The sequence below is a fragment of the Paraburkholderia sp. genome (assembly GCF_050742655.1).
Lineage (GTDB): Bacteria > Pseudomonadota > Gammaproteobacteria > Burkholderiales > Burkholderiaceae > Paraburkholderia.
The window spans coordinates 128,164-141,392 of sequence record NZ_JBOIGG010000005.1; the positions used below are offsets into that span (position 1 = coordinate 128,164).

At 64.8% G+C, this 13,229-nt stretch carries 10 protein-coding genes; 3 read left to right on the forward strand and 7 right to left on the reverse strand.

The features are described from left to right. Positions 1-75: 75 nt before the first annotated feature. The 7 genes from ACREXZ_RS09485 to ACREXZ_RS09515 form a co-directional block, all read right to left on the reverse strand. Positions 76-561 (reverse strand): hypothetical protein, encoded by a 486-nt coding sequence (locus tag ACREXZ_RS09485; protein WP_431763797.1) that lies wholly within the window; start codon positions 559-561, stop codon positions 76-78. Then, positions 558-923: a tlde1 domain-containing protein gene (locus tag ACREXZ_RS09490; protein WP_431763798.1), complete on the reverse strand. Its 366-nt coding sequence runs from the start codon at positions 921-923 to the stop codon at positions 558-560. Before ACREXZ_RS09490 ends, ACREXZ_RS09485 begins: the two co-directional genes overlap by 4 nt. A gap of 168 nt (positions 924-1,091) precedes the next feature. Further along, positions 1,092-3,305 (reverse strand): TOMM precursor leader peptide-binding protein, encoded by a 2,214-nt coding sequence (locus tag ACREXZ_RS09495; RefSeq protein ID WP_431763799.1) that lies wholly within the window; start codon positions 3,303-3,305, stop codon positions 1,092-1,094. A 122-nt stretch (positions 3,306-3,427) separates the two neighbouring features. After that, positions 3,428-3,781 (reverse strand): BMA_0021/BMA_0022 family TOMM bacteriocin, encoded by a 354-nt coding sequence (locus ACREXZ_RS09500; RefSeq protein WP_431763800.1) that lies wholly within the window; start codon positions 3,779-3,781, stop codon positions 3,428-3,430. A gap of 7 nt (positions 3,782-3,788) precedes the next feature. Further along, positions 3,789-4,142 carry a BMA_0021/BMA_0022 family TOMM bacteriocin gene (locus ACREXZ_RS09505; RefSeq protein WP_431763801.1) on the reverse strand — a complete coding sequence of 118 codons (354 nt, stop codon included), beginning with the start codon at positions 4,140-4,142 and terminating at the stop codon, positions 3,789-3,791. Continuing rightward, the gene (locus tag ACREXZ_RS09510; protein ID WP_431763965.1) at positions 4,135-8,190 is read right to left on the reverse strand and encodes a TOMM system kinase/cyclase fusion protein; all 4,056 of its coding nucleotides are present in this window, start codon (positions 8,188-8,190) and stop codon (positions 4,135-4,137) included. Before ACREXZ_RS09510 ends, ACREXZ_RS09505 begins: the two co-directional genes overlap by 8 nt. A gap of 44 nt (positions 8,191-8,234) precedes the next feature. Beyond that, positions 8,235-9,248, reverse strand: coding sequence for an FHA domain-containing protein (locus tag ACREXZ_RS09515; protein WP_431763802.1), 1,014 nt, complete (start codon positions 9,246-9,248; stop codon positions 8,235-8,237). Between the two features lie 638 nt (positions 9,249-9,886). Here ACREXZ_RS09515 and ACREXZ_RS09520 point away from each other — a divergent pair. The 3 genes from ACREXZ_RS09520 (at position 9,887) to ACREXZ_RS09530 (ending at position 12,821) form a co-directional block, all read left to right on the forward strand. Then, positions 9,887-10,411: a phage tail protein gene (locus tag ACREXZ_RS09520; RefSeq protein WP_431763803.1), complete on the forward strand. Its 525-nt coding sequence runs from the start codon at positions 9,887-9,889 to the stop codon at positions 10,409-10,411. Between the two features lie 41 nt (positions 10,412-10,452). Beyond that, positions 10,453-11,793: a flavin monoamine oxidase family protein gene (locus tag ACREXZ_RS09525; protein ID WP_431763804.1), complete on the forward strand. Its 1,341-nt coding sequence runs from the start codon at positions 10,453-10,455 to the stop codon at positions 11,791-11,793. Positions 11,794-11,855: 62 nt separating this feature from the next. Next, positions 11,856-12,821 (forward strand): hypothetical protein, encoded by a 966-nt coding sequence (locus ACREXZ_RS09530; protein WP_431763805.1) that lies wholly within the window; start codon positions 11,856-11,858, stop codon positions 12,819-12,821. Positions 12,822-13,229: the final 408 nt, after the last annotated feature.

A 13,229-nucleotide genomic window follows, 5' to 3' on the forward strand; every position in this document is an offset into this window, starting at 1 on the left:
TGTCGGGTCAGAGAAAGAGCAGCACGCCGTTCAGTTCGGCTTCGTATCGCCGGTTCAGTTCCTGCGCGTCGAATTTCACGGCTTGGACAACTCGGCCAGGCAGGCTTTTTTAACGTCCTGCAAAGCCGGGGTGTGCACCTTGGCAAGAGCCGCCTTGGCGTGCCTGATGTAGGCGGGAATGTCTTTTACGGTGTCTTCGATGAAGGGTGCAGAGCAAACACGACTTACGCCTAGCACCGGCCCGTCGTTCGGATCAATAGCCGACAGGACAGCCCTGGCATTTTTCGGCAACGCGTAGGCCAGCCCTATGCCAAGATCTTCGGAACTCCCGGCGTCAGTTCCTTCCGCGAGTTTAGGTACAAGCGCGACCCATGCAGCGTTACCAGAGTCGACATGGGTAAGCACGCTATCCCATTCAGACTCCGACATCGCGCTTACCGTTGCCTTTGCCCCTTCGTCATTGATCTGTTTAGCCAGCAGCGCAGGAGTTTTTTGCGTGGCGGCATCTGCTGTCGAACAAGCCAACGAAAGCGCGAGCGCGAAAAGAAATGCGCCTCTCATTGAATAACCTCCAACTGGTGATCTCCGCTTGTCCACATGCGATGCCGGGTGACAGTACCCATGATGATGCACCCTTCGGATGCCGTACCCGGATGATGGAGGCTATCACCATGTACCCTGAAAAGACTGCGCCCAAACGTAAGTGTCTCTGGAGTGGGTTTCAAATTCAGTGTGTATGCGCCTGTGTGGGGTGAATTATGAGGTGAGCCAATCTCATAATTGCCACGCGGAATAGGGCCCAGGTTCGCGACCGCCTGCATGGCTGGATTGTTTTTGCCCGCCTGCGCACCGGAGTAACCGCGTTCCACGAATTCGCCGTTAAATGAAAGATCCCCGCTGCTCTGTTGATATGTCCACGGCATAGAAACATGCTCCCTGCATCAACGTTAAAAACCATTTATCGCCAAAAGATTAGCGCGATGACTCAGCCTTGAATAATAACTGATGCTCGAAGAACCATGGCACGCCGAATCAGATACGATTTTCCAGATAGTCCTCAAAAAAAATGAATGGGTGGCAAGGCATTTACGTCAGAGAAACAGCAACACGCCATTCAACTCCGCTTCATCCCGCGCGCGACCGATCCAACCCTGCGCGACCGGCACCGAAACCAGCCGCGGCGCACCGAACCGCGGCCAGAAGTGACACAGCCCCGGCACGATGACCTGCACGACCGGTAGCCCGATGTCCGGCCGCGTCTTGTCGACGACGAGCGTGTCGAGTCCCGCTGCCGCGATCTGTCCGAGCGTGTAGGCGATCGCGTCGTCGAGCGAGCCTTCGCCGGCACGCGGCCATGTTGGCGCACTGGTCTCGGCGACACCTTCCGCCGGATACAGAAACCGCGTCGATGACAAACGCGCGTGATCCCATGGCGGCGGTCCATCGGCCGACACGTCGAGCAGCTGGTTCACCTCGGTCAGCGCGCGCTGCACGGCGATCCGGTAGTCGGGATGACAACCGAAGCCAATCGAAAAGCGCTTTGTGCCTGGATGCTCGGCGAGCGCGACGATCGTCGGGATGCGCAGGTCGTGCGTGATGTCGAGCGCCCACAGACGCCAGCCCATCGAGCGGTATTCGGCCTGCAGCGCGTCGAAGTACGGATCGGCGAAACTCGCGAGACTGACGCCCGGACGTTCGATCTGGTTGTACCACCAGATCGCGGCCGCATCGCGTTCGACCAGTTCGAGCAGCCCCTGGAGGATCGCCTCCTCGATACGCGACCCGGCCGCGCTGCCGTTCGGATTGTGGATGCAGAACGGCGAAGCATTCTGCTCGGGTACGTCGGCATAGCAGTAATCGAGCGGCACCCAGTGACGCCGGCCCGACGCAAGCGACCACGCAGGCGTCCAGTCGATCGCGCGATTCAACTCGAAGCATGGCGGCACCTGCTTGCGAACATCGTCGGTGCGCGCGTTGATCGCGTCGCGCTGTTCGAACTGCGTGTCGCTGAACTGTTGCAACGCGTTCACGTGAATCGCGCCGTCGGCGGCAAGCTCGTCGAAGCTCGCGCGCGTCACCGCCTCGTCGCCCTGGTACTCGCCGCTGAAGCGCTCGAGCGTCTCGCACAGCGCGCTTACGCGCGCCTGTTCGTCGGTGCGGCCCTTGCCCGAGCAGATCCTGTCGAAGCGGTTGCTGCGCGGCACCGCGCCCGGACACGTCAGATAGCCCGCGACATAAACCTTGCGCAGGCCCACATGGCGCCCCGGCATCGGATGCAGATACGCGACCGCGCCGCTGACCGGCGAAATCAGATGCTCGTAGCGCTGAAAGACCTGCTGCGGATCGGCGCTTCGATAGCCGCCCTCTCCGTGCACGGTCGCCGGTACCCTCGCTAACTGCGGCATCCGTCCGGCCTGTTGGCGCATCCAGTGCGGATTGCCGCATCGCGGACATTGCGGCCGCCGCACAACACGATGCGACGTCGTCGCGAGCGTATCGAGCCGCAGCGCGACGAGATGTGAGCGCGCACGTTGCCGGCGCTCGTCGCTCACTGCCAGCCTTTCGACGAACGCCGCGACGAGTCCCGCCATCGCGCCGAGCCCGGCGCGCGAATGCGCGGCAGGCAACCGCGTGGCAGCGGATGAGTGATATCGGTTAAGCAGCGCTTCGACCGGCCGGTTGCGCGCGGTCCAGTAGCGCACGCATTCAATGCAGGGACCATCTTCGGCGGGCGCGGCGAACAGCGGACCGATCGTCGGCTGGGCGCCTTCCTGCACGACCGTCAGTACCGCGTCGCCGCGTGCCGTGATCCGCGTTACAGCTTCGATCAGTTCGGCTCGGTCGTAAGCATCGCTGACGGCGATCGTGAACGATGCATCGTCCGCGACGGCGATGCCGCAGTCCGACAGCGCGCGTATCAGCGGTCCGGCTGGCGTGCCGAATGCTTCGACCGCAACGCAAAGCCGCTCGACGCGTGCATACGCATCGTCACCGTCGCCGCCGGTACGTTCGAAAAAGCCGCGTGCGAAATCGCGTTCGTCGGGTTCGTCTGCGCGAAGACACGCCTTCTGCACGAGCCGGTCGAGCGCGGCCAGCACCTGCCACCCGGAAAACGTCGGCGACAGCGCGGCGAAGATCTGCGCGATCGTCATCCGTTCGCGCACGCATGCGGCGATCTGCACGTACACCGCGCCGGACAGCATCGTGCGCGCGAATTCGTCGACAACGAAGAGCGTGTCCGGTCCCGCGTCGAGTACCAGCAGATGCGGCTTGAAACGCAGCGTGCGCGTGAAATCGTCGAGCATGAGAGAGGCGGCAGATAAAAATGGCAAGCCCGGCGCGGGCAGACCGAGCGCCGGGCGAGTCAAACACCAGTCAGCGTTTTATCCAGCACTACGCCGGCCAGCTTCATACGCGTCAACAAACATCAGCAGCAGGTGAACAGGTAGCTCGGCCCCGCATCGTTGTACACCGACAGCGCCACCGCTTCTTCGGCAGCAGGCAGCGGCCGCGTCGGCACGCCGAACGTCATCGCGTTCTCCGGTAACTCCCAGCGCTGCGTGCCCGCGTCCCAGCCGAAATCGGGACCCGGATCGGTGACCTTCAGATCGAGCAGCCACGGACATTGATAGTCGAAATAGCGACCAAGCGCATCGAACGGATCGCTCAACAGCGCCTGCCTGAATTCCGCATCTTTCCAGGACAGCGCGATCGCACGCAGATAAACCTCCTGAAACTCCAGCATCGATTCCAGCGTGGGAACGGTATTGTTCAGTGCCATGTCGGTCTCACTCGTCGTAGCCAAGAATGTCGATGTGCTTCGCGTTGTAGGCCGCGAGCGCGATGGCGAACTGGTCCTGCTGCTCGGGCGCGGGCGGCAGGACGAGTTCGAGTGAATTGTTCTCTTTGGTGATCCAGCCGCCGTTGGTCGGTGGCGACCACATTGCGCTGTCGGCGTGCACCTTCAACGCGAGATTCAACGGATAGCGATAGCCGAAGCGCTCGAACAGCGCGGCCTTCGGGTGCTCGATCAATTGCTCGAGAAACGCCGGGTCGTGCCACGACGCGGCGATCGCCTGGACGATCACGGCGCGGTACTCGAGAAATTCGTCGTAGGTCGGGAAACTGGCAAGCTCATTCATCGATGCTCTCCGATGGGAGGGGTTGAATGGTGTACTGCAATCGTCGCAGTTCATCCTGCGCTTTCTGGGTAACGCGGGCCATCGCCGACGGTCCCGCGATGGCCAGCGCACGGCGAACCAGCGCGATCGCCTCCGCCGGATCGCCTCCCTTCCCGGTATACGGCAGGTAGCGGACTTTCTTCAGCAGCAGTTCGGCTTCGTAGTAACGCTCGTCGAGCGAGTCGCACAGCGCGAGACACGCGTCGATGCCCGCGAGCGCGGCCGCGCGGTCGCCGCGCATGGCATCGATCTCGGCGACCAGCGACGCGTAGTACGTGAGCCCCAGCTGGCATCCCGACCGGCGTAGCGCGTCGACGTGCGCGACCGCCGCGTCGCGGTCGCCGTCGCACCACGCGTGGACGATGGCCGCGTAGCGCTCGACGGCGTTCAGGCCGTACACGCGCGACAGCCGCAGGATCGTGCCCGACGTAACGCGCGCGCTGTCGCGGTCGCCCGCGCATTGCTGCATTCTCGCGAGGTACATCAACGTGACGCCGAGCGTCGGCAGATGGTCGCTGCAGGTCGCGCAGTACACCGCTTCGCGCGCCTTCTCGAGCGCCGCGTCCTCGCCGTCCTCCATGCACCACATCACGCTCGCCAGCGCGGTCATCGACCACGCGCGGATGTCGAGCCCGAACGTGCGCGAATGGCCGGCGTCGCGCTGCACGTCGTAGCGATCCAGCGCGGTCTGCAGCGCTACCCGGGCGTGTGCATAGTGCCCGTCGATCCACAGGCTCATGCCGCGCATCGCGTGCGCGGCGACGCCGATGCTGTCGTCGCCGCTGGTGTCGGCCAGACTCATCAACTGCGACGCGATGTGCCGCACCGCCGCGCGATCGCTTGCGACGTGGTGGTAAGTGGCGAGCGTCCACAACGCGCTCGCGGCGAGCCGTGCATCACCGAGTCCACCGGGGCCGTCCACGCGACCGAGCAGACGCTCCGCATGCACGCGCACCTCCGGGTCCGCCCAGCCGAAGCGCGCCATCCGTGCATGCGTCAACGTGAGATCGGCGCGCGCGGCATCCTGCTCGCGATCCGCGTGACCGCAATGCTCGAGCCACGCACGCACCGCCACCGTGTAACGGATCGCATCGTCGTGCAACGCGCGTTCGAGCGCGCGACGCGCCGCCTGCAGCCCATGCTGCACGGCATCCACGTGCAGGCTGGCTGCGGCGAAATGATCAGCGACGCGCGCTGCGTCGCCGGCTTCGGCAACCAGCGCACGCGCGACCCGCTCGTGATTACCGCGACAGAGTTTCGCGGGCATCGACCCGTAAGCGGCATCGCGGATCAGTGCATGGCGAAACGCATACGAGACCCCGCCGAGACGATGCCGCGCATAGACGACACGCGCTTCGAGCAGACGCCGCAGATGTTCTTCGAGCACGACCGCATCGTGCGGTGATGCGGCCGCCAGCAGTTGCGCATCGACCTCGAGACCGATCGTCGCGGCGAGCTGGGCGGTGTCGCGCGCGCCGTCGACACGCTCGAACGACAGTTCCAGCATGTCGCGCAGACTGCCCGGCAACGGGTAATGCTCGGAGGACGCGACGCTCGCCAGCGGACGGCCCGGCTCGGTCGACGCGCCGCTCGCGACCAGTTCGCGAATGATCTCCTCGACGAAGAGCGGAATGCCTGCCGTGCGACGGGCGAGAAAATCGAGCGACGCGGGATCGATGTCGTCGTGCGCGAACAACGTGGCGATCAGCCGGCGCGTATCGTCGCGCGACAGACGGCGCAGCATCAACCGCGTCGCAGCGCCGCGCCAGCGCACCAGACTCTCCGGCCGCGACGTCAGCACGACCCACACCGGCGTGCCACCGGGATGGCCGCGCAGGGCGTCGAGAAAATCGGCGGTTGCGCGGTCGATCCACTGCACATCCTCGACGACGAGCAGCACGGGTGCACCGCCGCCGAGCGACGCGAGCAGCTGGCGCAGCACGTCGAACAGCATCTGCTGCTGACGCGCACCCGACCAGCGCAACGCGGCGGCACCGCCGCCACCGATCCCGAGCCACGCGGCGAGCGTCGCGCGCGCCGCGGCATGATCGCAATCGAGCGGGGCGAGCATGCGGTCGAGCACGGCCAGCGCAGCGGCGGGCGGACCCTCGGTATCGATCTGCCAGTGCGACTCGACGAAGCGCAGCACCGGAAACAACGCATGGTTCATCTGCTCGGGCAGGCACACGCAACTCGCGAACGCCTGATGCTCCGCGCGCACTGCCTCGCACAGCTCGTGCACGAGACGCGATTTGCCGATCCCCGCTTCGCCGACGATAAGCCGCGCATCGGGACGCCTGCCACGCGCAGCAGCGACAGCCGACGACTGCGCCTCGACGAAAGCGTGCCATTCGCGGATCAACGTGCTGCGTTCGCGATCGCGGCCGATCATCGGTGCGCTCGCGCCCTGATCGAGCGAATCGAACTGCACGTGTTCGTGGCGCTCGCCGAGCAGCGCATGGACCGGTCTTGCCGCCGCGCCCGCGGTCGCGAACTGCAACGGCGTCGGTGCGTAGTCCACGTAGCGCTCGAGCGAGCGGCGCGCATCGTCGCTCAGCAGGATCTGCCCCGGCTGCGCGTGCCGCAGCAAGCGGACGGCCTCGCCGGACATCGCGCCGACCGGCCGCGTCGACGTCTGCGAAAACAGCGTGCCGACGTGAAGGGCCGCGGCGATCTCGACGCGCCAGCTATGCGCGGGTTCTGTACTGTTCTCCGCATCGAGCGGCAGTGCGAGTGCGGCGTTCGCCGTGCGCATGATGTCGAACGCGGCGCGTGCCGCACGACGTGCCGCGCGATCGATTCCGTCCGGATAGCCGAAGTAAAACAGCAGCGTGTCGCCGAGCGTGCCGGCGACCTGACCGCCGTAACGGATCGCGATGTCCGTGCAGCGCGTCAGCCATTGCGCTTCGCACGCATCGAGGGCGTCGGGGTTGGTGGTATCAGCGGTAACGCCCGTCGCCGCGATCGTCACGCTGCAGCTCAGTGCGGTGACCTGTCTGCGCTCGCCGCCCTGCTCGACAGCGGCCGACGCATCCGGCATCACGAAGCGATCGCGCGTCTCCACACTGGACGACGCATTGCGCCGCGACGGACGGTAGCCGAACTCGCCGACCAGCGCCGGAAAATGAATCTCGCGAAACCGTTCGAGCAGTTCGTCCGCCGATCCGGCGCGTTGCCGCGGGTCCTTGTTCAGCGCAAGACGCAGCACCGTGCCGAGCGGATGAGCGGCGATCGCGGGCGGCAGTGCAACGTCGACGGGACTCAACTGCTGATAGAGAATTTCCGCGATGCTCGCGCCCTGCATCACCGCGTGGCCGGTCAGGCATTCGATAACCATCAGCCCCCACGCGTACAGATCGCTCGCGATCGTCGGCGCTTCGTTGCGCAACTGTTCGGGTGCGCAGTATTGCGGCGTGCCGAGCACGTCGTTCATCTGCGTCAACGTGTGCTCGTCGACGCGCCGCACGTCCGGCAGCAGCGCACCGATGCCGAAGTCGAGAATCTTCGCGTGCTGCGCACCCTCGATGGTCGCGACCATCACGTTCTGCGGCTTCAGGTCGCGATGCACGACGCCCGCCCGATGCGCACCCGCGAGACCGTCGAGCACGTGCGTCATCAGCAGCCCGGTGGTGATGGCCGGCAATGCGCCGTCAGCGAGCAGCACGTCGCGCAATGTCTGCCCCGGCACGAACTCGAAGACAGCGAACAGACGGCCGTCGGGTGCTTCGCCCTTGTCGAGCAGCGCGACAACATGCGGATGATGCAGCCGCTCGCAGAGCCGCGTTTCGCGCTCGAAACGCGTGCGTAGCCGCTGGCGCGCATCGGCCGGCTGCGTCGCGTCTTCGCGCAGCAGCTTCACCGCGACGGTCTGCCCGGTCTCGATGCAGGTGGCCCGATAGATCGACCCGCTCGCGCCTTCGCCGAGCAGCGCGCCGGGCAGGTAGCGGTGTGTGCGCGGAAGCGCCGCGATTGCGTCCGGCGTCGCAGCCGGTTCGGCGCGCGCGTGCATGCGCGAACCTGCGAGAGTGGGTAACGTCACGACCGCGCTCGCGCTCAACTGGCGTGCAGCGACGACAACGTGACCGCCGGAACCGGCCGGTACGGCGCGTAATCGATCGGTGCGGCCGGCGCGGACTGGCATTCGAGCAGTTCGCCGCGAAACACGCGGAAGCCGGTCGAGCCGAACCGCACGCTGCCGCGGCGACGCTCGACCAGCTGCGCGCTGCCGGACGACGCCAGCGTCGCAAATTGCGCGCGAGCCCGGTGGATCTGCACATTGACATGCGACACGTCGGTGCCCAGCATCCGCGCGAGCACTTCCAGATCGATCCAGCCTTGCGACGCGGTGTCGTAGCCAGCCTGCGCGTCCGCGCAGCGCAGCCGTGCGAGTGTCACGATGCAATAGTGATGGGCGCGCTCGCCGAGATCGGCCATCCCGCCGCGGGTATTCAGCACGGCGTGGACATGTTCCTCGTCGCGGCTCACCGTGAAGTCGATCTGCTGTAGTTGCTCAGACGGGCCGGACGCTTCGCGCATCGCGAGCGTCGTATGACGTCCATGCGCCAGCACGAGACGCCACGCGAAAAGACCCGACACCACTTCATCGCCGTCGCGCAGCACGCGCGTCCCGGGCGTGTCGTCGCATAGCCAGTCGCCGTCGGCGGATCGCATGACCGTCACCGCCGGAATAGCGTCTCCCGGCAGCACGTGCCCGGTGTCGAGGAGGATCGGTTTGGCGGGTACGCGCAGCGGCCACAGCATGTCGGCGGGATCGCTCAATTCGCCGACCCGCCAGTACACCGCGCTCGCCTTGCTGAAGTGAATCAGATCGCCCTGCCGCAGCACCACACCCTCGCCGTTGCGCACGCGCGTTCCGGAGACCAGTGTGCCGTTGCTGCTGTGGTCGTGCAGTTCCCAGCGCCCATCCGCCCAGCGGATATGCGCGTGCACTCTCGATACGTAGGGGTCCGCGATCACCGTGTCACACCGCGCACTGTCCCGTCCGAACACATGATTCGCGCGCAGCAGACAGGATTCTCCCGTCAAGCTGTTTTCGAGTGTCGCCATTGCCACACCTTCATAAGTTCATTCTTCAACCGGTACCCATCCATGCCAATGGAGCAGCCGATCCGACGAGTGGTCCGCCCGCCGATTTTTTATCGTCGCCTTTACGTCACGCTTATGGTCACCATCGGGCGCCGGCTGTGAACCGTCCAGTCTTTTGTCATTCGTATTTTCAGGACTGGCGGCCAATAGTGCACGAGGTCAAATACCTGCGCAAGCGCTCATCGCCGCACCCGCGCCGGAATCCGTCGCGCCTCCGCCCTGTCGCGCCGCGAGGCGTGCGAACGGCAAATATTTCCAGCCACGCACATCGAAGTTCCGCATCCGACATCAAGGCGCAACGAATCCATGCTGACGCGCGCACACCCTGCGTCTGCTATTGCAGACCGTCCAGGTGTAATGGCCTGTAATTGATGTCGCACCTGTCTCGCTTCACCATGATTTCACGCGGAACGATGAGAGATTTTTCGTGATTCCGCCACGCCTTTCGCGTCGATTTATTTAGCGTCGGCGAATAGTCGCGAACTCTTTTTCCCCGGGTCCTCGTTCTGGTGCATGCACCGTCGACGCCGGTGTTCAGCCCGATTTTTCCTGAGGATTTCAAAAATGAGCGCACTGCCGCTCGAACCCGCGGAGACCTCATGGCACATCATCCACCGCATCCCGATGCTCGCGACCCGCACGATCCGCCTCACTGGCCCATATGGCCGATCGGCATCGTGGTTCCGTACGCGGGTCTACTGGCGGCAACCGATGCGAGCAGCGGCATCCTCGACCAGGTCCGTGCCGGGCTGTGCGGGCAAGGCTGGCTCTATTGCGACGGCAGCACGTATTCGATGCGGGCGTACTGGGAACTGTACGGCGTGATCGGCAAGAGTTTCGGTGGCGACACCACGACGTTCAACGTGCCCGATCTGCGCGGCCGCTTCGTGCGCGGCGTCGACGGCGGCGCGGGCCATGACGCGGATGCGGGCGCGCGCATCGCGCAGCCGTCGAGCGGCGCGTCCGGCGATCACGTGGGTTCCTGCCAGGCCGACGCGCTAGAGGACCACGAGCACGCCTGCACGTCGACGCCGGGAAGTCCCCGCATGCACGACGATCCGCACGTCGCGTCCGACCCACGCGCCCGCAATCTCTCGCTGAATTATCTGATCCGTTACCGCTGAACCGGCAGCCGGGCCGCCATCGATCGTAAAAGGAGTGTTCCATGAAAGTTGCAATCATCGGCGGGGGCGTGGCGGGCATCGCGGCCGCGTATGCCCTGCTCGCCGACAAGAGGGTCACCGCCGTGCATCTGCTCGAGGCGACCGGCCGCTATGGCGGACGCGCACGCACCGACACCGCGTCGATTCCCGGCTTCGCATTCGACAAGGGCGCGCAGTGCATCCAGGACCCGACGCGCAATCCGCTAACGGAGATCGCGAAGAAGCTCGGCTTCGAAACTGTCGAGGAAGACGCCGGATACCGGCTGCGCGTCGAGACCGAAGATGGCTGGAAAACGCTGCCGACCACCGAGCCCGCGATCCAGGCGATCGTCGATGAAATCCAGGCTTCGTTCAACGAAAACAGCCAGAAGCCCAACGTGATCGTCGCGGGCAAACCGCGCAGGACCGACGCCGCCGAACTGTTTGGTCATGCGACGTCGACGTACGGACCGTTCACCGAATCGGCGGAGACCTGGCAGACCATCGCAGCCGATCGCGCGCGCGAAGCGGAAGGCGACGGAGCGAACAATCTGCTCGTGACGAAAGGCATCGGCAGCCTCGTCGCGGCGTGGGGCCAGAAATTGCGGCCGACGTCCGGGAGCAGCTACATCGAGCACTTCGGCGCGGTCGTGTCGAGGATCGTGTACGACGACGACAAGGTCACGCTCACGTACGACAGCCAGAGGCTGACTGTGGATGCCTGCATCGTCACCGTGCCGGTGTCGGTGCTCGGTAACGGCAGCATCGTGTTCGAACCGCCGCTGCCGGACACGCACCGCAATGCGCTGAAGGTGTTGCGCCTCGGCTCGTACAAGAAGCTGGCGCTGCGGCTGCGCACGCCGCCCGCGGACATCGTGCCCGGCACCCACTACTACCTCGCCGAGGACGACCCTCCGGGCGTCTGGCAGTACTACCGGCTGCCCTATGCGGACGATGTGCTGATCGCGCACGCGGCCGGCGATTTTGCCGCGGCGCTCGACGGCCTTCCCGACAGCGAAGTGTTCAAGCTGTTCAAGACCCGCATCCAGACCGCCTGCGACGGCGTGTTCTTCACAACCGGCCGCGCGCTGACCAACTGGAGCAACGAACCCGCTGCACGCGGCGCGTATTCGTACAGCGCATTCATCGGCGGCGGCCCCGACGATCCGGACGCGCTGCGCGCACGCAACGCGCTGACCGTGCCCGTGAAGCGGCTTTACTTCGCGGGCGAGGCCACCGACCCCGCGTGCTACGGCACGCTGCAGGCCGCTTACTTCTCGGGCGAACGGGCAGCGCAAGCGGTGCTGGCCGACGTGCACGCGTCCTGCGCCGCCTTCGATCGCGCGGCAACCGTCGCCCGCTGACCCGGGACCCGACTCATTGGCGCAATGCCGGCGAAGCGGTCATCGATAAAAGGAGCCATGCGATGTCCGGCACCATAACCGCAGCGAACTATCCGGAACTCAACGCCGCCCTGCACCGCGCGCACCGGCGCATCAGCAGGATGATGACGCGCACCGGTCCGCGCCTGCCCGTCACGCTCTGTTATATCGACGATCGGCGCGGCCACGTGGCCGTCGGCATCGACACGGTGGCAGAGATACCGCGCGTGCGTCGCGACCTCGAAGCACTCGCGGGCGACGCGCCGCTGCGGATGTTTCCGTGCGCGCCCGCCGTGCGTCACGCGAACAAGCAGGACTACAACCGGCCTCTAAGAGGTGGCCTGTATCTCAACTGTCCCAATGTCCAGAGCGAGGGGACGCTCTGCGTCGCAGCGACGCGTGCGGGTCAGCAGGGGTTTGTGACCTGCGGACACGTGGCGGTCTGCGCCGGCGTCAACGTCTATCAACCCCGGCAGAGTTCCGTGAACGACTGGCGTGCGGGAAGCGTGATCGCGGTCAGCGGCTACGCGGGCAACGCGAACAGCGACAGCGCGTTCGTCGCCGGCACGACGGCAATCGCGGAACGCGCGATCTGGCGTTCGAGCAACAGCAACTACACGATCGACGCGATTTACGACGCGCCGGCGCCCGGCATCGCGGTATCGATGCAAGGCGCGTCGAACCAGACAGCGTTGCGCTCCGGCGTTATCTCCGCGAGGAACGTGACGGTGACGTTCGACGATCACGGCGTACTGACGAATCAACTGCTGGCGAACTACCTCAGCTCCAGCGGCGACAGCGGCGCGCCGGTATTCCATATTGCCGGCGAGACGCTGGTGTACATGATCGGACTGAACGTCGGCGCGACACTTCCCGGCTACGTGCAGCCCCCACCGAATACGCAACAGTGGCCGCCCGCGGAAAACGGCACCTATGCAGTGATCAGCCCGTGGATGAGCGTCGAGCGCGATCTGAATCTCACACTCGGATTGCAGACGTTCACGCTGTAACGCCATTCTTCGTCAGAGACACCAAAGCGTTTATTCCGGGAAGGCAATCTGATTGCCTTTCCGGTTCTTTCGAACCGCGTTGAAGCTCAAAAGCCCTACCCCAGATCGTCTCCACGATTCGCTGCACAACCTGCAAATGATTATTCCCGTTTCAACAAGACTGACGTGACCCATGCATCGGTTGCGGCCAAAGCAATTCACTTCATTAACACGGCACGCTGATTGGTAGCGATACCCATAAAGAAAGCGATAAATATTGCAACTCCGGCAATACAGTTTTGGCAAAACGACGAGGAATCGGATCGCGCGATGTGTCCGATATTTCCGACGGTGGGGCTTTCCACGTTTTACAGCGAACTTTTGCATGGATAGTCTGCGACGCGGTGTTACCGCTAAAACACAACGCGC

Coding starts and splice junctions, on each gene's coding strand:
- ACREXZ_RS09485 (WP_431763797.1), bottom strand. CDS start 561: ATGAGAGGCGCATTTCTTTTCGCGCTCGCGCTTTCGTTGGCTTGTTCG.
- ACREXZ_RS09490 (WP_431763798.1), bottom strand. CDS start 923: ATGCCGTGGACATATCAACAGAGCAGCGGGGATCTTTCATTTAACGGC.
- ACREXZ_RS09495 (WP_431763799.1), bottom strand. CDS start 3,305: ATGCTCGACGATTTCACGCGCACGCTGCGTTTCAAGCCGCATCTGCTG.
- ACREXZ_RS09500 (WP_431763800.1), bottom strand. CDS start 3,781: ATGGCACTGAACAATACCGTTCCCACGCTGGAATCGATGCTGGAGTTT.
- ACREXZ_RS09505 (WP_431763801.1), bottom strand. CDS start 4,142: ATGAATGAGCTTGCCAGTTTCCCGACCTACGACGAATTTCTCGAGTAC.
- ACREXZ_RS09510 (WP_431763965.1), bottom strand. CDS start 8,190: ATGCACGCGCGCGCCGAACCGGCTGCGACGCCGGACGCAATCGCGGCG.
- ACREXZ_RS09515 (WP_431763802.1), bottom strand. CDS start 9,248: ATGGCGACACTCGAAAACAGCTTGACGGGAGAATCCTGTCTGCTGCGC.
- ACREXZ_RS09520 (WP_431763803.1), top strand. CDS start 9,887: ATGGCACATCATCCACCGCATCCCGATGCTCGCGACCCGCACGATCCG.
- ACREXZ_RS09525 (WP_431763804.1), top strand. CDS start 10,453: ATGAAAGTTGCAATCATCGGCGGGGGCGTGGCGGGCATCGCGGCCGCG.
- ACREXZ_RS09530 (WP_431763805.1), top strand. CDS start 11,856: ATGTCCGGCACCATAACCGCAGCGAACTATCCGGAACTCAACGCCGCC.